We start from the raw sequence: 17,936 nt of genomic DNA, 5'->3' as shown, positions 1-17,936 counted from the left end.
CCTGTATTCCTCCTTAAAGCCCGAGCATGCGCCGGTTGGCGGCGTCATCCGTGCCGGCATCGGCAAAATCGTCGAACGCCTTTTCCGTGACGCGGATGATATGTGCCTTGACGAATTCCGCGCCTTCGCGGGCGCCGTCCTCCGGATGTTTCAGCGCGCATTCCCATTCGACCACGGCCCAGCCGGCGAAATCGTTGGCAGCCATCTTGGAGAAGACGGCGCCGAAATCGACCTGGCCGTCACCGAGCGAACGGAAGCGGCCGGCGCGGTTGACCCACCCCTGATAGCCGCCATAGACGCCCTGCCGGCCGGTCGGATTGAACTCCGCATCCTTCACATGGAACATGCGGATGCGGTCCTTGTAGATGTCGATATTGTCGAGATAGTCGAGGCACTGAAGGACATAGTGCGAGGGGTCGTAGAGCATGCAGGCACGGGCATGGTTGCCGGTGCGCTCCAGAAACATCTCGTAGGTGATGCCGTCGTGCAGGTCTTCGCCCGGATGGATTTCGTAGCAGATATCGACGCCGTTCTCCTCGGCATGGTCGAGGATCGGCTTCCAGCGTTTTGCTAGTTCGTCGAAGGCGGTCTCGACGAGGCCGGCGGGGCGCTGCGGCCAAGGATAGACGAAAGGCCAGGCGAGCGCACCGGAGAAGCTGGCCATGGCATCGAGGCCGAGGTGTTTCGAGGCGGTGAGCGCCATCTTCACCTGCTCGACGGCCCATTCCTGGCGCGCCTTTGGATTGCCGCGCACTTCGGGCGCGGCAAAACCATCGAAGGCCTCGTCATAGGCCGGGTGCACGGCGACAAGCTGGCCCTGCAGATGGGTGGAAAGTTCGGTGACCTCGACGCCGTTTTCACGCGCCTTGCCGGCGAACTCGTCGCAATAGGTCTTGGAGGCGGCGGCCTTCTTCAGGTCGATGAAGCGCGCATCCCAGCTCGGAACCTGCACGCCCTTGTAGCCAATGTCGGCGGCCCATTTGGTGATCGAGTCCCAGGAATTGAACGGCGCGGCATCGCCCGCGAACTGCGCAAGAAACAGGGCCGGGCCCTTGATCGTCTTCATCGGTGACTTCCTCCCATGGACGCGGCCGTCCGCGCGGCCAGTCTTGAATATTTTTGCGGTACGTACCGCAGCGCGTGAAAAGCTAACGGCCTTTGGCGGGGCGGGCAATGTGAAATTGTGGGCAAGGGGCAAGAAAAACCGCCCGGGGCATCATGCCCCGGGCGGCCTGGTTTTCGTCAGATCAGAACGGCGAATCCGGGAAGTAGAATTCCTTCGCATTGTCCTTGGTCACCAGCGTCGCGTCGATCGTGTAGACGCCGCGCACCGGAACCTGGCCGTAGAAGTTGGCGACGGTCATCTCGAGCGCCGTGCCAACCATTGCCGGCGGATAGAGCACGTCGACCGGGATCATCTTGTCGCCATCCATGACCTTCTTGATCATTTCCTTCGAGCCGGCACCGGCGATGACATACTGGATGTCCTTGCGGCCGGCCTGCTCGATGGCCTGGAGAACGCCGACAGCCATGTCGTCGTCCTGGCACCATACGACGTCGATCTTCTGGTACTTGGTCAGGTAGTCCTGCATGACCTTGAAGGCGTCGTCGCGGTTCCAGTTGCCGTACTGGCGGTCGAGGATCTTGACGCCGGAGCCTTCGACGCCCTTGTCGAAGCCGTCCTGGCGCTCCTGGTCGATCGGGATCGGCATGCCGCGGATGACGACGACTTCGGCTTCCGGCGTGGTGGTCTTGATGTATTCGCCGGCCGTCTGGCCAAGTGCGAAGTTGTTGCCGGCAACGTAGAGGTCACGCACCGTGTTGTCGTTGGTGCTCGGCGCACGGTCGACGAGAGCGACGAACGTGCCCTTACCCTTCACTTCCTTGATGGCGTTGACCAGCGGATCCGGATCGGTCGGCAGGATGACGAGCGCGTCGATGCCCTGCGTCTCGAGGTCCTGCACAGCATTCGCCTGGCTTGCCGGATCCGGCGAGGTCTTGACGATGACGTTGAGGCCCGGATTGCGCGCCATAAGAAGCTTGGCGACGCGTTCGGCGTGGAAGACGACGCCCGAGGTCCAGCCATGGTCGGCGGCCGGGATCGAGACGCCGATCGTGACCTTCTTTTCTTCCTGTGCGTGCACGACGCCGGCGACGAGCGCCATTGCCGCGACCGTCAGGCCCAATAGTTTCTTGCGCATGAATTTCCTCCCAAAATCAGGTCTTTCCTTCGTGGCCGGGCGACCTGTGGACCCGGCTAGTCCCCCCGCAAAAGCGTTTGAGGCTCTTGCGGTAATGGCTTGGCTTACGACTTGCGCACCAGCGAGCGCTGGACGAGCATCGCGATGATGATGATCGCGCCCTGGATGGCCCCGATCAGATATTCGCTGATGAAGTTGGAGAGCAGCATGATGTTGCCGACCAGTTCGAGAATGAAGGCGCCGCAGATCGTGCCCCAGACACGGCCCGCCCCGCCCTTCAGCGCTGTGCCGCCCACGACGACCGCGGTGATCGCCTGCAACTCCCAGAGAATGCCTGTCGTGGCCGAGGTGGAGCCGAGGCGCGGCACATAGAGCAGCACGGCGATGGCCACGCAGAGACCCTGGATGACGAAGGCGATGGTGCGCACGCGGTTGACCGGAATGCCGGAATAGCGCGCGACATCGCTGTTCGAGCCGACGGCGACGACATGACGGCCATAGCGCGTGCGGTAGAGGATGAAGGCGGCGATGGCCGTCACCGTGAAGATGACGACGATCGGCACCGGCACGCCCAGGATGTAGCCGAAATAGGCCGGGCGGTAGAGCGCCTGCAATTCCGGTTCGCGCAGCGTGATCGCGCCGCCCTGGGAGAGCCAGGTGGTAAGGCCGCGATAGATGCCCATCGTGCCGAGCGTTGCGATGAAGGGCTCGATCTTGCCCACGGTGGTGATGAGGCCGTTGAGAAAGCCGCAACTTGCGCCGATGACGAGCGTCAGCACGATCGCGACCGTCAGCATGAGCGAGGGATCGGCGATCACCCCGGAATTCATGAAGAGGATCATGAGGCTGGCGACGAAGGCGACCATGGCGCCGACGGAGAGATCGAGATCGCCCGACGAGATGACGAAGGTGGCGCCGACCGCGATGATCGCGATGAAGGCGCTGCGCGTCGCAACGTTCGCCAGGTTGTTGATGCCGATGAAGTTGGGGTTCACCAGCGCGCCGACGATGAGCAGCAGCGCGAGCGCGGCAAAGGGCGCGACCGCCCTCAGATCGACATCCCGCCAGCTGCGGCCCCTCGCCTTCGTTTCGACCGTGTCGTCACCTGCCGTCATATTCGTCCCCGACCTGAAATTGTTGTTGTTCCGCCGCCGGCCTTTGGCTCAGGCAGCCGCCTTCTTCTTCAACCCTGCCGAATAGCGCATGATCTCCTGTTCGGAGATTTCCTCGCCTTCGAGAATGCCGACGATCCGCCCTTCGCGCATGACGGCGACGCGGGTGCACAGCCCGATGATCTCCGGCATCTCGGAGGAGACGACGACGATCGACTTGCCATCGCGGGCGAGCGCGGAAATGAAGTGGTAGATCTGCTGCTTGGTGCCCACATCGATGCCGCGCGTCGGCTCGTCGATGATGATGATGTCCGGCTCGGTCTCCATGACCTTGGCGAGCAGCAGCTTCTGCTGGTTGCCGCCCGACATGCGGCCGGCGACGACGCGCCCGTCGCGCACGCGAATATCGAAACGCCGGCGCGCCCGCTCCAGCGCCTCGGCCTCGCTCTTCGGGCTGAGGTAGCCGTACTGGCCGTGTTTCTCCAGCGATTGCAGCGTGAGATTGGCCGTCATGCGGGAGTTCAGAAGCAGGCCCTTGTGCTTGCGGTCCTTGGTCATGTAGGCGATGCCGAGGCGGTTGGCGGCATGCACATCGTCGCCCGGCACGCTTTCGCCGCGCACCGAGACCTCCCCCGAAAGGCGCGAGCGCAGGCCCGCAACAGCCTCCATCAGTTCCGTGCGACCGGAGCCGATGAGCCCGGAGAAACCGAGGATCTCGCCCTTGCGGACCTCGAAGCTGGCATCCTTGACGTAGTTCGTCGTCAGTCCCTCGACCGCGAGCGTCACCTCTTCGTCGACGCTCGGCTCCTGCTTGGCCGGGTAGAGGCTCGAAAGCTCGCGCCCGACCATGAGCTGGGCGATCGATTCGCCATCGAGAATGCTGGTCGGGGCCGTCTTGATCCATTGCCCGTCGCGCAGCACCGTGACCCGGTCGGTGAGTTCCATCACCTCGTCCAGCTTGTGCGAGACGAAGACGAAGGACGTGCCCTTTTCGCGCAGCTTGCGCACCTGCCGGAACAGGTAGTTGGTTTCCTCGCGCGACAATACGGCGGTCGGCTCGTCCATGAAGATGATGCGCGCATCGCGGCTGATCGCCTTGGCGATCTCCACCATCTGCTTGTCGGCGATGGAGAGCGAACTGATCAGGGCATTCTCGTCGACATGCGAGCCGAGTTGGTCGAGCACGCGTCGGGTTTCCGCACGCATAAACTTGCGGTCGAGCACGCCGAAACGCGTGATCTCGCGACCGAGGAACAGGCTCTCGGTGACGGTCAGGTGTTCGGCGAGGTTGAATTCCTGGTGGATGATGACGATGCCGAGCTGCTCGGCCTGGCCGTTTGCCGGCAATTTCACCGACTGGCCGTCGAGCAGGATCTCGCCCGAAGTCGGCTGCTCGAAGCCCGAAAGGATCTTGACGAGCGTCGACTTGCCGGCGCCGTTCTCACCCATGAGCGCATGAATCTCGCCGGCACGCAGCTCGAAATTGACGCTGAAAAGCACCTGCACACCGCTGAAAGACTTGCTGATGCGGCGTGCAGAAAGAACGACGGGAGCCCCGTCGGCAGCGTCCGGATTCATGATTTCCTCCCTGCGGCTCCTCGACCGCTTGGGCAATGATGTAAACCTTTACACTCCGTATGTAAAGGTTTACATCATTGGATATCAGGAATTTCCAGCAAGCGCCGTTTGACCCTCAGTCCAGTCTGTGTAGTGTCCCCCGCAAATCGTTCGTTTTCGCAGTTCCATCGCAAGCCGCCCTACCCTTTGCCGGAATTGCCGCTGCTAAGTGAGAGCCAGTTTGTCGACCTCCAGCCCCGCCACGATCGAAGATGTTGCGCGGATTGCGCAGGTCTCCATCGCGACCGTGTCCCGGGCGATCCACATGCCGGAAAAGGTGGCGAATTCGACGCGGCTGAAGGTCAACCAGGCGATCGCCATCACCGGCTATACGACCAATGCCATGGCACGCAGCCTGCGGCTTGGCCGGTCGAACATGATCCTCGTCGTGGCCCCCGATATCGGCGACCCGAACTTCTCCAACATCCTGGTCGGCCTGGAAAACGAGGCGCGCTCACACGGCTACGGCATCCTGATCGGCCATACCCACAACGACCCGCAGCGCGGGCTGGAATATCTGAAATTCCTGAATTCCAACCAGGCGGCCGGGCTGATCCTGTTCACCGGCATCCTGCCCTTCGGGCACCAGTCCATGACGGCGCGCCTGCCGCCCTGCGTCGGGGTGTTCGAGCCGGTCTACAATGGCGGCATTCCCTATGTCGGCGTCGATGACATCGAGGGTGCGCGCAAGGCTGTCGACCTGCTGATCGCGGAAGGCCATCGCAAGATCGCCTTCATCGGTGATTCGCGCACGCGGCTCGCCTATAGCCGCCGCCGGCAGGGTTATGACGAGGGACTGGATGCGGCCGGCGTGCCGGTCGGCGAGCGCATCATCCTCGAAGGGGACGGCACGATCGAGAGCGGGCGCCTGGCGCTCGAACAGCTCTTCATGCGCGACACGCTGCCGAGCGCCTTCATGTGCGTCAACGACCAGACGGCGATCGGCGTGATGATCGGGCTGAGCGCACGCGGCTATGACATTCCCGCCGATTTTTCCGTGACCGGCTTCGACGACGTGCCGCAGGCGACCTTCATGACGCCCTCGCTCACCACCATCCGCCAGCCGCGCACGGCGATCGGCAAGAGCGCCATGGCGCTTCTCCTGGAACTGCTGTCCGGCAGCGAACCACCGGACACCGAAATCCTGCTCCGGCCGGACCTCATCGTGCGCAACTCCGTCTCCGCACCGGCGCGGCGTTTTCAGTCCCGCTAGCCCCGGTCAACCGTAGCGCCGCCGGGCCGGGCTGACCGCCCGCTCGCTGCGTTGCGCCGAAACCGTGAAACGATCGACAAGCCCCTTCAGCGTCGTGCTGATCTGCATCAGGTTGTGGGTAGCGGCATTGGTCTGTTCGACCATTGCGGCGTTCTGCTGCGTCATCTGGTCCATGCTGCCGACGGCCGTGTTGATCTCGGCGATACCGGCCGATTGTTCGCGGGCGGAATTGGCGATCGCGTCGATATGGCCGTTGATGTGCACGACCTGCTCGCCGATGTGATGCAGCGCCTCGCCCGTCTTGTTGACCAGCGACACGCCGAGCAGCACGTCGGCGAAGGACTTGTCGATCAGCGACTTGATCTCCTTAGCCGCTTCCGCCGATTTCTGCGCCAGCTCCCGCACCTCCTGCGCGACGACGGCAAAGCCCTTGCCCGCCTCGCCCGCCCGCGCCGCCTCGACGCCCGCGTTCAATGCCAGAAGGTTGGTCTGGAAGGAGATCTGGTCGATGACGCCGATGATCTGAGTGATCTTGCCGGAGGAATCCTGGATCGCGCCCATCGCCGAAACCGCCTGCTCGACGACCGCGCCGGAGCGCGTCGCCTCCTCCGTCGCGCCGCCGACGACGCGGCGCGCCTCCTGCGCGCGTTGCGCAGCCTCGCGGGAAATGGTGGTGATCTCTTCTACGGCGGCCGCGGTTTCCTCCAGCGAGGCCGCCTGCTGCTCGGTGCGCTTGGCCATGTCGTCCGTCGCATTCACCAGCTCGCCGGAGTTGCCCGCCGCATCCTCCGCGGCGGTAACGATTGCGCCGAGCGTATCGTCCAGTCTTGCGATCGCCGCGTTGAAATTGGTGCGCAGGCCCTCGAACTGCGGGGCAAGCGGGTTGGTGATGGCGGCTGTGAGGTCGCCGCCGGCGAGGCGGTTGAGCGAGGTATCAAGGGCGCTCAGCGCCTCTTCCTGTTCGGCATTGCGGACCTGCCGCTCGGCCTCCGCCTTTTCGCGCTCTTCCTGAAGCGCATCGAGATAGACCGAGATCGCATAGTCCATGTCGACCAGCGCCGCCTTGACGATGGCGGTGATCTCCGCACCGAGCGCCGCTGCCTTCGTGCGATACAGGAAACCTTCGAGGTGTTTTGCGACGACGCTCTCGACGATCGCTTCGAGGATCAGCGCGTAGCCGCCGATGTACCAGCGCGGCTCCAGCCCCAGGCGGGCATGTGTCTTGCCGATCATCGTGACGGCATCGACATAGTGCGTGTCGAACGTGGCCGAGCCGATCAATTCCCAGTGCCTGACCTGCCGGCCCTTGGCGCTCTGGATATGCGCCTCGCTCGCGAAGAACCGCGCCGTCTCGGGCGTCGCGCGCGCCTTGCGGTAGAAGGTGTCGAGCGCGCCATCCAAGGAGGCGGAAATGGTCGGCAGCGCCCGCTTCAGCGCGGCGCGCTGGGCGGTGTCGAGATCGACGAACTGGAGGCGCTCGTTCAGTTGCTGGGTCTTGGCGTCCTGCGCTGACATGGGAAAATCCTCGTGGCCACCTGTCGGCGACCAGAAGTCGAGCCACGACAACTTCTGGTGTTGTCGATTCTTCACGGCGGATGGTAAATAAAATCTGTAGGCCTAAAATATAGATGTGTCGTGAAATTGCGATCCATCAAGAATACGGTCGTCAATAGCGAATTTTTCCGAAAAAATTCCGAGGCGGCACAACCGCCTACAGATTAAAGATGCGCATTACGTAACGTTATCTAGTAATACTATCGTAGCGTGAGCGGGCGAACACCAGAAACGCAGAAGGGCGCCCAAGGCGCCCTTCGCTTACTCTTTTATACACCGCTCAAACGTAGCGGTTGACCACGTTTTCCAGAAGTTCCTGCTTGCCGGAGCGCGGCTGCGGGTTGACGCCGGCCTTCAGCACATAGGCTTCCAGCGCCTCCAGCGACGAACCACCAGCCAGGATGTTTTTCGCGGGCGCGGTCTGCCAGCCGGCATAGCGCTCGGCGAGCGGGCCGGACAGCGCCTTGTCCTCGATCATCTTCGCCGCCGCCTTCAGGCCGCGGGCGCAGCAATCCATGCCGCCGATGTGACCGATCAGCAGGTCCGCCGGATCGATCGACTGGCGGCGCAGCTTGGCGTCGAAGTTCGTGCCGCCGGTGGTGAAGCCGCCGCCCGCGAGAACCTGATAGAAGGCGAGCGCCATTTCCGGCACGTTGTTGGGGAACTGGTCGGTGTCCCAGCCGGACTGGTAGTCGTTGCGGTTCATGTCGATGGAGCCGAAGATGCCAAGCGCATTGGCAAGCGCCAGCTCGTGCTCGAAGGAGTGGCCGGCCAGGATGGCGTGGCCCTGCTCGATATTGACCTTCACCTCGTTTTCCAGGCCGTATTTCTTGAGGAAACCGAACACCGTCGCGACGTCGTAGTCGTACTGGTGCTTGGTCGGCTCCTGCGGCTTCGGCTCGATGAGGATGGCGCCCTTGAAGCCGATCTTGTGCTTGTACTCGACGACCATGTTGACGAAGCGGCCGAGCTGGTCAAGCTCCTGGCCGATGTTGGTGTTGAGCAGGGTCTCGTAGCCTTCGCGACCGCCCCACAGCACGTAGTTGTCACCGCCCAGGCGATGCGTGGCGTCGATGCAGGTCTTGACCGTCGCGGCCCCGAACGCGAAGACGTCCGGATCCGGATTGGTCGCGGCACCGCCCATGTAGCGGCGGTTGGAGAAGAGGTTGGCGGTGCCCCAGAGCAGCTTGACGCCGGTCTCGGCCTGCTTCTTCTCGAAATAGTCGACGATCTCGTTGAGGTTCTTGGTGTTCTCGACGAAATCCTTACCTTCCGGGCGCACGTCCGCGTCGTGGAAGCAGTAGAACGGCACGCCGAGCAGCTGGAAGAATTCGAAAGCCACGTCGGCCTTCAGCTTCGCAGCCTTCATCGAATCCTCGAACCACGGGCGCTCGAAGGTCTGGCCGCCGAAGGGGTCTCCGCCCGGCCAGACGAAGGTATGCCAGTAGGCGACGGCAAAGCGCAGGTGATCTTCCATGCGCTTGCCCGCGACGATTTCGTCGGGGTTGTAGTGGCGGAAGGCGAGCGGATTGGTGCTGTCAGGACCTTCATACTTGATCTTGGCAATGTCGCCGAAAAAGCCGGTGGCCATGGATGTCTCCTCTTGAGTGTTCGTGGATCAGTAGGCGGCGCGGATTGCCGGATAGAGGCGGCGGTAGCGCTGATAGGCGTCCTCGTAGGCGGCGGTCAGCGCCGTCTCCGGTTCGATCGTCTCGGCCGTGGCCGGCGCGGTCAGGATATCGGTCGGGTTTGCGCCGGTCGCGGCGATGAGGCCAAGGCGGGCGGCACCGAAGGCGGCACCGAAGTCGCCGTCGGCCGGCAGGTCGACGGGCAGGTCCAGCGCGGTGGCGATCGACTTCAACCAGTAGCGCGAGCGCGAGCCGCCGCCGATGGCGGTGACGCGCGACAGGCGCGTGCCGGCGGATTTCAGAGCCTCGAGGCTGTCGCGGATGGCAAAGGACACGCCTTCGAGCACGGCCTGTGTCAGCACTGCGCGGCCACTCTCATGGCCAAGGCCCAGGAAGGCGCCGCGGATGGCGGCGTCGTTGTGCGGCGTGCGCTCGCCGGAAAGGTAGGGCAGGAAGGTGACGCTCGAGGGTTCCTTCAGCGTTTCGCCGAGTTCCTTCGTCAGGTCGGCCGCGGACGCGCCGGTGACGCGCGAATGCCAGTTCAGCGCATCGGTGGCCGAAAGAATGACGCCCATCTGGTGCCAGGTGTTGGGCAGCGCATGGCAGAAGGCATGCACCGCACTTTCCGGGTTCGGCAGGTAGGTGGCATTGGCGGCGAAGAGCACGCCGGAGGTGCCGAGCGAGACGAAGGCCGTGCCTTCACGCACCGTGCCCATGCCGCAGGCCGAGGCCGCATTGTCACCGGCGCCGCCGGCGACGACCACACCGTCGCCAAGCCCCCAACGGGCGGAGAGGTCCGGCCGCAGCGTGCCGGCCGCCTCCGTGCCTTCGACGAGGCCGGGCATCTGGCGTTCTTCCAGGCCGGTTGCCGCAAGCAGCTCCGTGGACCATCTGCGTGCGCCGGTATCCAGCCAGGACGTGCCGGCCGAATCGGACATTTCCGACAGATGTTCGCCGGTGAGCCAGAGGCGCAGGTAATCCTTCGGCAGCAGGACCCAGCGGACCTTTGCAAAAACCTCCGGCTCGTTGGTCTTCACCCAGGCGAGTTTTGGCGCGGTGAAACCGGGGAAGACGATGTTGCCGGTGATTGCGCGGAAGCGCGGATCGGCGTCGAGGCTGGCGGCCTCGCGATGGCTGCGCGTGTCGTTCCACATGATGCAGGGACGCAGGACCTTGTCGTCGGCATCGATGAGGGTGGCGCCATGCATATGGCCGGACAGGCCGATGCCGCGCACGGCGGCAAGGGCTGCGGGATGGGCGGCGCGCAGGCCGGCAATGGCTTCCTCCGTCGCGCGGATCCACTCCGCGGGGTCCTGCTCGGACCAGCCGGGATGCGGACGCGTGGTCGCGACCTCCTTGCTGGAGGCCGAGCCGATGACCGCCTGGTCCGCGTCGATCAGCATGGCCTTGACGCCCGAGGTGCCGAGGTCGATCCCGAGATACATGCGTCTCTCCCTAGTTGCCGGCCGCGCCGGGCTGTTCATCCTCGTCCGGCCCGGCCGGGAGGTTGTCCTTGATGAAAATGTCGAGGCGGATGCGCTCCTGCGCGGCAATGACCGGCAGGCCATCGGCCTTGGCGCGCAGGACGCGGATAGCGCTGCGCACCTCATGGCCGGCATCCTGGTTGAGCACGGCATCGACGAGGCCGCTTTCGAGCGCCGCGCGGGTCTCGACGGTCAGTTCATGTGCGATCACGCAGAGGTCGACCCTGCCCTTGGCGGAAAGGGCCTGGATGAGGCCGCGGTTACCGGCGCCGAGATTGTAGATGCCGGCAAGGGTCGGATTGGCGGCAAGGCAATCGGAAATGAGGGAGAACGACAGGTCCGGATCGTCCTGTCCCTCCAGCACGGGCAGCACGGTCCGGGCAACGGGCATGGCAGCAATCGCCGCGCGAAAACCGTCGAGACGTTCACGATGGTCGCGCACCCGCATCGAGCCTGCCAGAACCGCCACGGTGCCGGGGCGTTCCCCCAGGAAACGGCCCATCAGGCTGCCGGCTGTGCGGCCGGCGGCGATGTTGTCGACGCCGACGAAGTGGTCGCGGCCGGAATTGGCGAGGTCCGAGACGAGCGTGACGAAGGGAATGCCGGCGGCATGCGCCCGGGCGATCGCTGCGGAAACCTCCGGCGCATCGACCACGACGGCGGCGATGCCGGAGACGTTTTCCATGATGGCGACGTCGATGGCCTTGACCAGCGCGCCGGCATCGAAGGCGGGAACCGTCGCCACCGAAAGGCGCGTGCGCTCGGCGGCCGAATGCCGGCCGGCGCGGCGAACCTCCGCTTCCAGCCCGCGCATGAAGGGGTTGTCACCCTCCGGCAGGATGAACACCAGCGGGTAGACGCGGCTCTTGGCAAGGTTGGCCGCCGCGACATCGCGCACATAGCCGAGCGAGATAATTGCCGCCTCGACCTTGGCCTTCGTGACGCCGCGCACGCCCGGCCGGTCGTTCAGAACGCGGTCGACCGTGGCCAGGCTGACGCCCGCCGTGTCAGCGATATCATGAACTGTGGGTCTCATGTCTCCTCCGTGGCGAGACCCTTAGAGGAATTTTTGATGTACGTAAATCAAAAATTTTCACGGGCACCCCGGAACGGGTTTTTTCAACTCCGGAGAGGCTTGCTGAAGGCGTGCGTGAAGACGATTTCGGCCGAGTTTTCGCCGGCCTTCGCGAGGGTCACGTCGAGAAATGAATCAGTGATGCGGACCAGTGCGAAGCCGCCCAGAAAGGCGGCGATCGGCTTGAAGATGTCATAGCCCTCGCGGTTGTAGATCATGGGCGTCGGGTGTTCGTGGCCGTGGAAGATGCCGATGACATTGTAGCCCTCGAGGGCGGCGGCGAGGCTGATGCGCTCCGCATCGGTCCACCAGTGCGCCGGGCCGGCGCCATGCGGATCAAAGGTCTTTGCCGTCGGGTCCCAATGCTCCGTCGAGAACGCATCCCAGCCATAGTGCTGGAACAGGACGACGGGACGGCCGTCGGCGGCGTAGGTGGCAAGATCCTGTTGCAGCCACGCGAGACCGCTGACGGCGCCCTTCGTATCGTCGCCGCCGAAGCGCTGCAGCTGGATGAGATGCAGGCCGCCCCAATCCCAGGAATAATTGTCCGACTCGACGTCATAGTTCGTCACCGGCACCGGCGCCTTGTAGAACACGGTGGACCGATGGTTCAGCTCGACATAGTCGCGCAGTTCGCGGCGATACCAGTCGACATGCGGCGGCGCGCCATCCTGGTCGAGGTCGTGATTGCCGAGGCCGTTATAGACCGGATAGTGCACGCGATCCGGCCCGGTGCCCTGCTGGTAGCGACTGGAAAACTGCTGGAGTTGGCGCCCCTCGCCCGGCACCTTCACCTGTCCACCACCGTCATCCGTCATGTCGCCGCCGAGCACGAGGCCGAGTGGTGTGGCAATCGTGGTGCCGGCGCCTTGCAGGCCGGAAGGCTTGCCGTCGATCGTGGCGGGCCAGGCAAGGCCGCCGACGGCGTTCACCGCCGCGACATGCCTGAGCAGCGCCGCATCCGTCTTGCCCTCGTCCGCACAGCCCGGGCTGAGGCCATCGGCGGAGACCAGGCAGGCGTGCACGTCGCAGGAAAAGAGGAAGGTCGCATCCGTCGCCGGCCGCTGCGTCTGCGCAAAAAGCGGCAGGCGCGGCAGCGTGAGGGAAAGGCCGAGGCCGGCGGCGCCGGTCAGAACATGGCGGCGGGTGGGACGAACGGGCATGCGGCTCTCCAGGGTGAAAGGCGAACCGTATTCTGGAACAGGATCGTGTGGACGTATAGCGGTCTCGACGCCACCCCAGCGCAATCGCATATGGCGCAACGTTGCCGCTTTCCCCTTCTCCCCCGCGGGGAGAAGGTGGCCCGAAGGGTCGGATGAGGGGGCTTGCACGCCGCCGGTGGTCCGCGCCGCCCCCCTCATCCCGCTGCCGCGACCTTCTCCCCGCGGGGGAGAAGGGGCAGGAGGCATCCTCGAAATGCCATAGGCGATTGCCTTGCGTCACCTTGAGCCGTCGCCGCGAACTTGCTACCACCAGACGCTTTGGAGCCGCATGATGAAGCTGCCTTTTCACACGCTCGACGTCTTCACCCGCCTGCGCTTCGGCGGCAATCCGCTTGCTGTCGTGCTGGATGCCGATGACCTGACGGGTGAGGAGATGCAGATGATCGCCCGCGAGTTCAACTATTCCGAAACGACCTTCGTGCTGCGCCCGAAGGACACGCGGCATACCGCGCATGTGCGCATCTTCACGCCCACGGTGGAAGTGCCGTTCGCCGGCCACCCCAATGTCGGAACCGCCTACACGCTGGCGACGGCGGAGGGCAACGAAACGGTCGAGGAATTCCTCTTCGAGGAGGCCGCAGGCCTTGTGCGGGCGAAGATCCTGCGGATCGCAGGAGCGGTCGACCAGATCCAGCTGACGGCACCGCAGGCCCTGTCCGTCGGGAAGAGTTTTACGCCGGCGAGCGTCGCCGCGTGCCTTTCGCTGGACGAGGCGGATATCGCCGTTGGTGTCCACCAGCCTTGCATCGCCTCGGTCGGCCTGCCGTTCATCGTCGTCGAGATCGCCACGCGAGAGGCCCTGCAGCGCGCCAAGGCCGACATGGCGGCGTTTTCCGCCATCCTGCCGGCGGACGGTGCCGATGCGATCTATCTCTACTGCCGGGAGGTGGCGGACCGCGACGGTGCGGTGGATTTTTCCGCTCGCATGTTCGCGCCGTTCGATGGCCTGCCGGAAGACCCGGCAACGGGCAGCGCCACGGCGGCGGCCTGCGCCCTGCTGGCCGGGCTGGAAAACAGCACGCCGCGGCGTTTCCAGGTGGCGCAGGGCATCGACATGGGACGGCCGAGCCTGCTGTCAGTCGAAGTCGACGGCGATGGGACCGTGCGGATCGGCGGCGCCTGCGTGCCGGTCATGAGCGGCGTGCTGAGCGTCTGACGCCCGTCAGTGCCCGCCGCCGCCCCCGACGCCGGATTGGGGTTTCTTGATGACGAAGGCGCACAGCACGAGCGCTCCGAACAGCCACGTCAGAAGCACGAAGACGTCTGCGAAAGACAGGATCGTCGCCTGCTGCTGGACGAGGCCGGACATCTTCTGGATCGCGATGGCGGTGCCGTCGAGGCCGTGCTGCGAGTAGTTCGCCGCCATGTTGCGCAGCTGGTCCATCGCTTCCGGGTTGCCCCACTGCACGTGCTCGGAGAGCCGGGCATAGTGCTCGTGCTGGCGCTGGGTGAGGATGGTGTTGATGACGGCGAGCCCCACGGCGCCGCCGAGATTGCGCGTCAGGTTGAAGACGCCGGAGGCACCCCGGACCTTGTCCGGCGAGAGCGTGCCGAGCGCCACGTTGTTGATCGGCACCATGCAGATCATCAGGCCGAAGCCGCGAAGAATCTGCGGCAGGAGCAGCTCGTAGAAGTCCCAGTCCGTCGTCAGGCTGCTCATGATCCACGTGCCGTAGGAGAAGCTCGCGAAACCGATCATCATCATGAACCGCGGATCCATGCGGCTCGACAGGATGCCGGCAATCGGCGCCGTGAAGAACATGGTGAGGCCGCTGACGAACATGGTCTCGCCGATCATCAGCGAATCGTAGCCGCGAATGCGCCCGAGATAGAGCGGATAGAGATAGGTCAGGCCGTAGAGGCCGATGCCCATGACGAAGGAGAACAGCGAGCCGAAGGCGAAATTCCGGTTGCTGAAGGCGCGCAGATCCACCACCGGAAACTCGACGTTGAAGACCCGGTAGAAGAAGATCAGCGCGCCGACGGCCGAGGCGACGGCACCCATGACGATATATTCGTCGTTGAACCAGTCGTTGGCATTGCCCTCTTCCAGCACATATTCCAGCGCACCGAGGAAAACCGCCATGGCGGCGAGGCCGAGCCAGTCGAACTTCTTCATCAGACTGAGCTGCGGCTTGTCGAAATCGATAAAGTTCCAGGTCACGATCGTCACGATGATGCCGGGCACGATGTTGACGAGGAACAGCCAGTGCCAGGAGAAAGCGTGGCTCAGATAGCCGCCGACCGTCGGGCCGATCGTCGGCGCAAGCGTCGCGACGAGGCCGATCATCGGCGAGACGATGGAGCGCTTCGACGGCGGGAAGATGGTGAAGGCGGCCGCGAAGACCGAGGGGATCATGCCGCCGCCGATAAAGCCCTGGATGGCGCGGTAGACGATCATCTGGTCGATGTTCGTCGCCGTTGCGGCGAGCGCGCTCGCGGCGGTGAAGCCGGCCGCCGAGACGGAAAACAGCACGCGGGTCGAGACGATGCGGGCGAGCGTGCCCGACAGCGGGATCATGATGACCTCCGCGATCAGGTAGGAGGTCTGCACCCAGCCGATCTCGTCCGTGCCGGCACTCAGACCCGCCTGGATTTCGGCAAGCGAGGCCGAGACGATCTGGATGTCGAGAATCGACATGAACATGCCGAAGACCATCGCGAAGAACGCGATGACGCGACGGACGGGGATCTTGTCGGATTGCGCGGGCGCCGCCACGGCGACGGCGGTTGGTTGAGCGGTCGCGGCCATAGCCCGCGCTCCTTTGACTGAGGAACCCTACTCGGCTTTCGCGGCCAGTGCCGTGTCCGTCGGCGCCGTGCGGCTGTCGACATCGACGACCACGCTCAGGCCCGCCCGGAGCTTGCCGGTATCCAGCGCCTCCTGCGGGATGGCGATGCGGACCGGCACGCGCTGGGTAATCTTGGTGAAGTTGCCCGTGGCATTTTCCGCCGGCAGCAGCGAGAAGACCGAGCCGGAGGCCGGCGCGATCGACTGAACGGTGCCGACGATATCGTCTTCCTCGTAGGCATCGACATGCAGGTGCACCTTCGAGCCGGGTACGAGGTGAGCGATCTGCGTTTCCTTGAAATTCGCCTCGATATAGAGGTCCTTGACCGGGACGAGCGCGGCAAGGCGCTGGCCGGCCGAAACGAGATCGCCGACCTGCATGGAAATGTTGCCGACGACGCCATCATAGGGCGCCTTCAGCACGGTGAAGCCGAGGTCGCGCTCCGCCTTGTCGCGGGCAAGCTCCAGCGTGCGCACACCGCTTTCGGACTCGGCGCGTTGCGCCTGCAGGACCGCGATGTTCGCCCTGGCGGCGACGATGTTGGCATCCGCGCCGACGAGATTGGCCTTGGCCTGGTCGAGCGCCACGGTCGCGCTGTCGAGCGAGGCGGTGGTGCCGACGGCCTTGGCATTCAGCTCCTTGGCGCGCTTTTCGGCGACTTCCGCACCGCTGAGGGAGGCCTGGTAGGCGACCTTCTGGGCCTCTGTCTGGGCGAGGCTCGCCTTGGCACCCTCGATCTGCGCATCGATGCGGCCGAGCGCCAGCTTCTGCGTGACGATCTGGGCTTCGGCCTGTTCCTTGGCAAGCAGGTAGTCGCCGTTGTCCAGGGTGACGAGCGGATCGCCGGCCTTCACCACCTGGTTGGCGACGACGTTCACGGCCGCGATGTAGCCGGAGACCTTGGGAGAGATGGAGGCGATGTCGCCCTCGATATAGGCGTCGTCCGTCGAGATCATGAAGCGGCCGTTCGTCCACCACTGATGGCCGTACCAGCCCGCGACGGCAAGCAGCGCGAGGCCGACGACCGGCATCACGAAACGGCGACTGCCCTTCTTCTTTTCGGGCTGCGCCACGGCAGCGACAGGCGCCGCCTCCGCCGTCGTTACCGGCTGGGTCTCAGCGGTCTTGGCCTCGAAATCATCGTTGACCGGACGAACCTTCGCCGCGCCGGCGCCATGGGTAGTCGACATGGGCTTGCCACCATCTCTGGGATAAAATTCCGAACTGAACCGTTCGGTTCGATTTGACATAGGCCACTTTATGCCGCATATCAAGTGAAATCGAACTGATCGGTTCGAAATAGTTGACACCAGGTTTCGAACACGGGAACTGAGATGCAGACGACCGAAGAAAAGCTGGCCGTCCCACAGACGGGTCGCCGCGTGGCCGGCGAGGACCCCGCCAAGCGCGAGCAGATCCTCGACGGGGCGAAGCGCGTCTTCATGGAGCAGGGCTTCGAGGCCGCCAGCATGAACGACATCACCCGTGCGGCGGGCGTCTCGAAGGGCACGATCTACGTCTACTTTGAAAACAAGGAAGACCTGTTCGGCGACATGATCGAGCGCGAGCGCCGCAAGCTGACCGAAACGGTGCGCCATGCGCTCGACAGCGACCAGCCGCTCGACCGGGCGCTCAACGATTTCGGCATGCTCTTCGCCACCCATATGACGGCCGACCAGACGATCCGCGCCATGCGCATGGTGATCGCCGCCAACCATCGCCTGCCGACGCTCTGTAGTCGCTTCTTCTCCGCCTCGGCGATCAACCCGGTCTCAGTGCTGCAGGACTATCTCGACCGGCAGGTCGCCGCCGGCCGCGTCATCTGCGACGACACCGCGCATGCCGCCAAGCAGTTCATCGAACTCACCACGGTCGGGCTCTTCAAGCCGCGCATCTTCGGGTCGATGGAAGAGGTGCCGCCGCGCGCCGTGATCGAGAAGAATGTCGCTTCGGCAATCCGCGTCTTCCTCGCCGCCTACGGTTCAAACAGCTAAAGCTTTTACGCAATTCCGGACGCAAAACCGCTGCGCACTTTTG

Annotated in this window: 14 protein-coding genes; 3 read left to right on the top strand and 11 right to left on the bottom strand. The window is 64.3% G+C overall.

All coding sequences use genetic code 11. The annotated features are described in order from the left end of the window. Window positions 1–13: 13 nt before the first annotated feature. The 4 genes from BSY16_RS18775 to BSY16_RS18760 all read right to left on the bottom strand — a co-directional run bounded on the left by BSY16_RS18775 (window position 14) and on the right by BSY16_RS18760 (window position 4,891). Window positions 14–1,066 (bottom strand): sugar phosphate isomerase/epimerase family protein, encoded by a 1,053-nt coding sequence (locus tag BSY16_RS18775; protein WP_069061081.1) that lies wholly within the window; start codon window positions 1,064–1,066, stop codon window positions 14–16. 181 nt (window positions 1,067–1,247) lie between these two features. Beyond that, window positions 1,248–2,201 carry a substrate-binding domain-containing protein gene (locus tag BSY16_RS18770; protein WP_069061080.1) on the bottom strand — a complete coding sequence of 318 codons (954 nt, stop codon included), beginning with the start codon at window positions 2,199–2,201 and terminating at the stop codon, window positions 1,248–1,250. A gap of 104 nt (window positions 2,202–2,305) precedes the next feature. Then, entirely contained in the window at window positions 2,306–3,316 is a 1,011-nt protein-coding gene (locus BSY16_RS18765; protein WP_069061079.1) for an ABC transporter permease, read from the bottom strand. Between the two features lie 48 nt (window positions 3,317–3,364). Then, window positions 3,365–4,891 (bottom strand): sugar ABC transporter ATP-binding protein, encoded by a 1,527-nt coding sequence (locus BSY16_RS18760; RefSeq protein WP_069061078.1) that lies wholly within the window; start codon window positions 4,889–4,891, stop codon window positions 3,365–3,367. A gap of 220 nt (window positions 4,892–5,111) precedes the next feature. On the opposite strand from BSY16_RS18760, the gene BSY16_RS18755 reads away from it, so the two are divergent. After that, window positions 5,112–6,143 carry a LacI family DNA-binding transcriptional regulator gene (locus tag BSY16_RS18755; RefSeq protein ID WP_069061077.1) on the top strand — a complete coding sequence of 344 codons (1,032 nt, stop codon included), beginning with the start codon at window positions 5,112–5,114 and terminating at the stop codon, window positions 6,141–6,143. A gap of 6 nt (window positions 6,144–6,149) precedes the next feature. On the opposite strand, the gene BSY16_RS18750 is transcribed toward BSY16_RS18755, so the two are convergent. The 5 genes from BSY16_RS18750 to BSY16_RS18730 form a co-directional block, all read right to left on the bottom strand. After that, window positions 6,150–7,658 carry a methyl-accepting chemotaxis protein gene (locus BSY16_RS18750; protein ID WP_069061076.1) on the bottom strand — a complete coding sequence of 503 codons (1,509 nt, stop codon included), beginning with the start codon at window positions 7,656–7,658 and terminating at the stop codon, window positions 6,150–6,152. 319 nt (window positions 7,659–7,977) lie between these two features. Next, window positions 7,978–9,288, bottom strand: coding sequence for a xylose isomerase (gene xylA, locus BSY16_RS18745; protein WP_069061075.1), 1,311 nt, complete (start codon window positions 9,286–9,288; stop codon window positions 7,978–7,980). Between the two features lie 27 nt (window positions 9,289–9,315). Next, a complete protein-coding gene (xylB, locus tag BSY16_RS18740) occupies window positions 9,316–10,770 on the bottom strand; it encodes a xylulokinase (protein WP_069061074.1) in 1,455 nt (484 codons plus the stop codon). 10 nt (window positions 10,771–10,780) lie between these two features. Beyond that, window positions 10,781–11,845, bottom strand: coding sequence for a LacI family DNA-binding transcriptional regulator (locus BSY16_RS18735; protein ID WP_069061073.1), 1,065 nt, complete (start codon window positions 11,843–11,845; stop codon window positions 10,781–10,783). A gap of 83 nt (window positions 11,846–11,928) precedes the next feature. Further along, window positions 11,929–13,047, bottom strand: a complete 1,119-nt coding sequence (locus BSY16_RS18730) for a metallophosphoesterase (RefSeq protein ID WP_069061072.1) — start codon at window positions 13,045–13,047, stop codon at window positions 11,929–11,931. A 331-nt stretch (window positions 13,048–13,378) separates the two neighbouring features. On the opposite strand from BSY16_RS18730, the gene BSY16_RS18725 reads away from it, so the two are divergent. Beyond that, complete coding sequence (locus tag BSY16_RS18725; protein ID WP_069061071.1) at window positions 13,379–14,263, top strand: PhzF family phenazine biosynthesis protein; 885 nt, start codon at window positions 13,379–13,381, stop codon at window positions 14,261–14,263. Between the two features lie 6 nt (window positions 14,264–14,269). On the opposite strand, the gene BSY16_RS18720 is transcribed toward BSY16_RS18725, so the two are convergent. Both BSY16_RS18720 and BSY16_RS18715 read right to left on the bottom strand, forming a co-directional pair. Beyond that, the gene (locus BSY16_RS18720; RefSeq protein WP_069061070.1) at window positions 14,270–15,859 is read right to left on the bottom strand and encodes a DHA2 family efflux MFS transporter permease subunit; all 1,590 of its coding nucleotides are present in this window, start codon (window positions 15,857–15,859) and stop codon (window positions 14,270–14,272) included. A gap of 27 nt (window positions 15,860–15,886) precedes the next feature. After that, the gene (locus BSY16_RS18715) at window positions 15,887–17,089 is read right to left on the bottom strand and encodes an HlyD family secretion protein (RefSeq protein WP_069061069.1); all 1,203 of its coding nucleotides are present in this window, start codon (window positions 17,087–17,089) and stop codon (window positions 15,887–15,889) included. A 144-nt stretch (window positions 17,090–17,233) separates the two neighbouring features. Between BSY16_RS18715 and BSY16_RS18710 the strand changes: the two genes are divergently transcribed. Next, the gene (locus tag BSY16_RS18710) at window positions 17,234–17,893 is read left to right on the top strand and encodes a TetR/AcrR family transcriptional regulator (RefSeq protein WP_069061068.1); all 660 of its coding nucleotides are present in this window, start codon (window positions 17,234–17,236) and stop codon (window positions 17,891–17,893) included. Window positions 17,894–17,936 lie beyond the last annotated feature (43 nt).

Origin of the sequence: Sinorhizobium sp. RAC02, assembly GCF_001713395.1 — a bacterium.
Lineage (GTDB): Bacteria > Pseudomonadota > Alphaproteobacteria > Rhizobiales > Rhizobiaceae > Shinella.
Note: the sequence above shows the minus strand (reverse complement) of the source record. Positions and strands in the feature narration are given on the sequence as shown.

Excerpts from the sequence above, each read along its gene's own strand:
- BSY16_RS18720 (WP_069061070.1), bottom strand. The coding sequence starts at position 15,859 with ATGGCCGCGACCGCTCAACCAACCGCCGTCGCCGTGGCGGCGCCCGCG.
- BSY16_RS18765 (WP_069061079.1), bottom strand. The coding sequence starts at position 3,316 with ATGACGGCAGGTGACGACACGGTCGAAACGAAGGCGAGGGGCCGCAGC.
- BSY16_RS18725 (WP_069061071.1), top strand. The coding sequence starts at position 13,379 with ATGAAGCTGCCTTTTCACACGCTCGACGTCTTCACCCGCCTGCGCTTC.
- BSY16_RS18735 (WP_069061073.1), bottom strand. The coding sequence starts at position 11,845 with ATGAGACCCACAGTTCATGATATCGCTGACACGGCGGGCGTCAGCCTG.
- BSY16_RS18775 (WP_069061081.1), bottom strand. The coding sequence starts at position 1,066 with ATGAAGACGATCAAGGGCCCGGCCCTGTTTCTTGCGCAGTTCGCGGGC.
- xylB (WP_069061074.1), bottom strand. The coding sequence starts at position 10,770 with ATGTATCTCGGGATCGACCTCGGCACCTCGGGCGTCAAGGCCATGCTG.
- BSY16_RS18715 (WP_069061069.1), bottom strand. The coding sequence starts at position 17,089 with ATGTCGACTACCCATGGCGCCGGCGCGGCGAAGGTTCGTCCGGTCAAC.
- BSY16_RS18770 (WP_069061080.1), bottom strand. The coding sequence starts at position 2,201 with ATGCGCAAGAAACTATTGGGCCTGACGGTCGCGGCAATGGCGCTCGTC.
- BSY16_RS18710 (WP_069061068.1), top strand. The coding sequence starts at position 17,234 with ATGCAGACGACCGAAGAAAAGCTGGCCGTCCCACAGACGGGTCGCCGC.
- BSY16_RS18760 (WP_069061078.1), bottom strand. The coding sequence starts at position 4,891 with ATGAATCCGGACGCTGCCGACGGGGCTCCCGTCGTTCTTTCTGCACGC.
- BSY16_RS18730 (WP_069061072.1), bottom strand. The coding sequence starts at position 13,047 with ATGCCCGTTCGTCCCACCCGCCGCCATGTTCTGACCGGCGCCGCCGGC.
- BSY16_RS18750 (WP_069061076.1), bottom strand. The coding sequence starts at position 7,658 with ATGTCAGCGCAGGACGCCAAGACCCAGCAACTGAACGAGCGCCTCCAG.
- xylA (WP_069061075.1), bottom strand. The coding sequence starts at position 9,288 with ATGGCCACCGGCTTTTTCGGCGACATTGCCAAGATCAAGTATGAAGGT.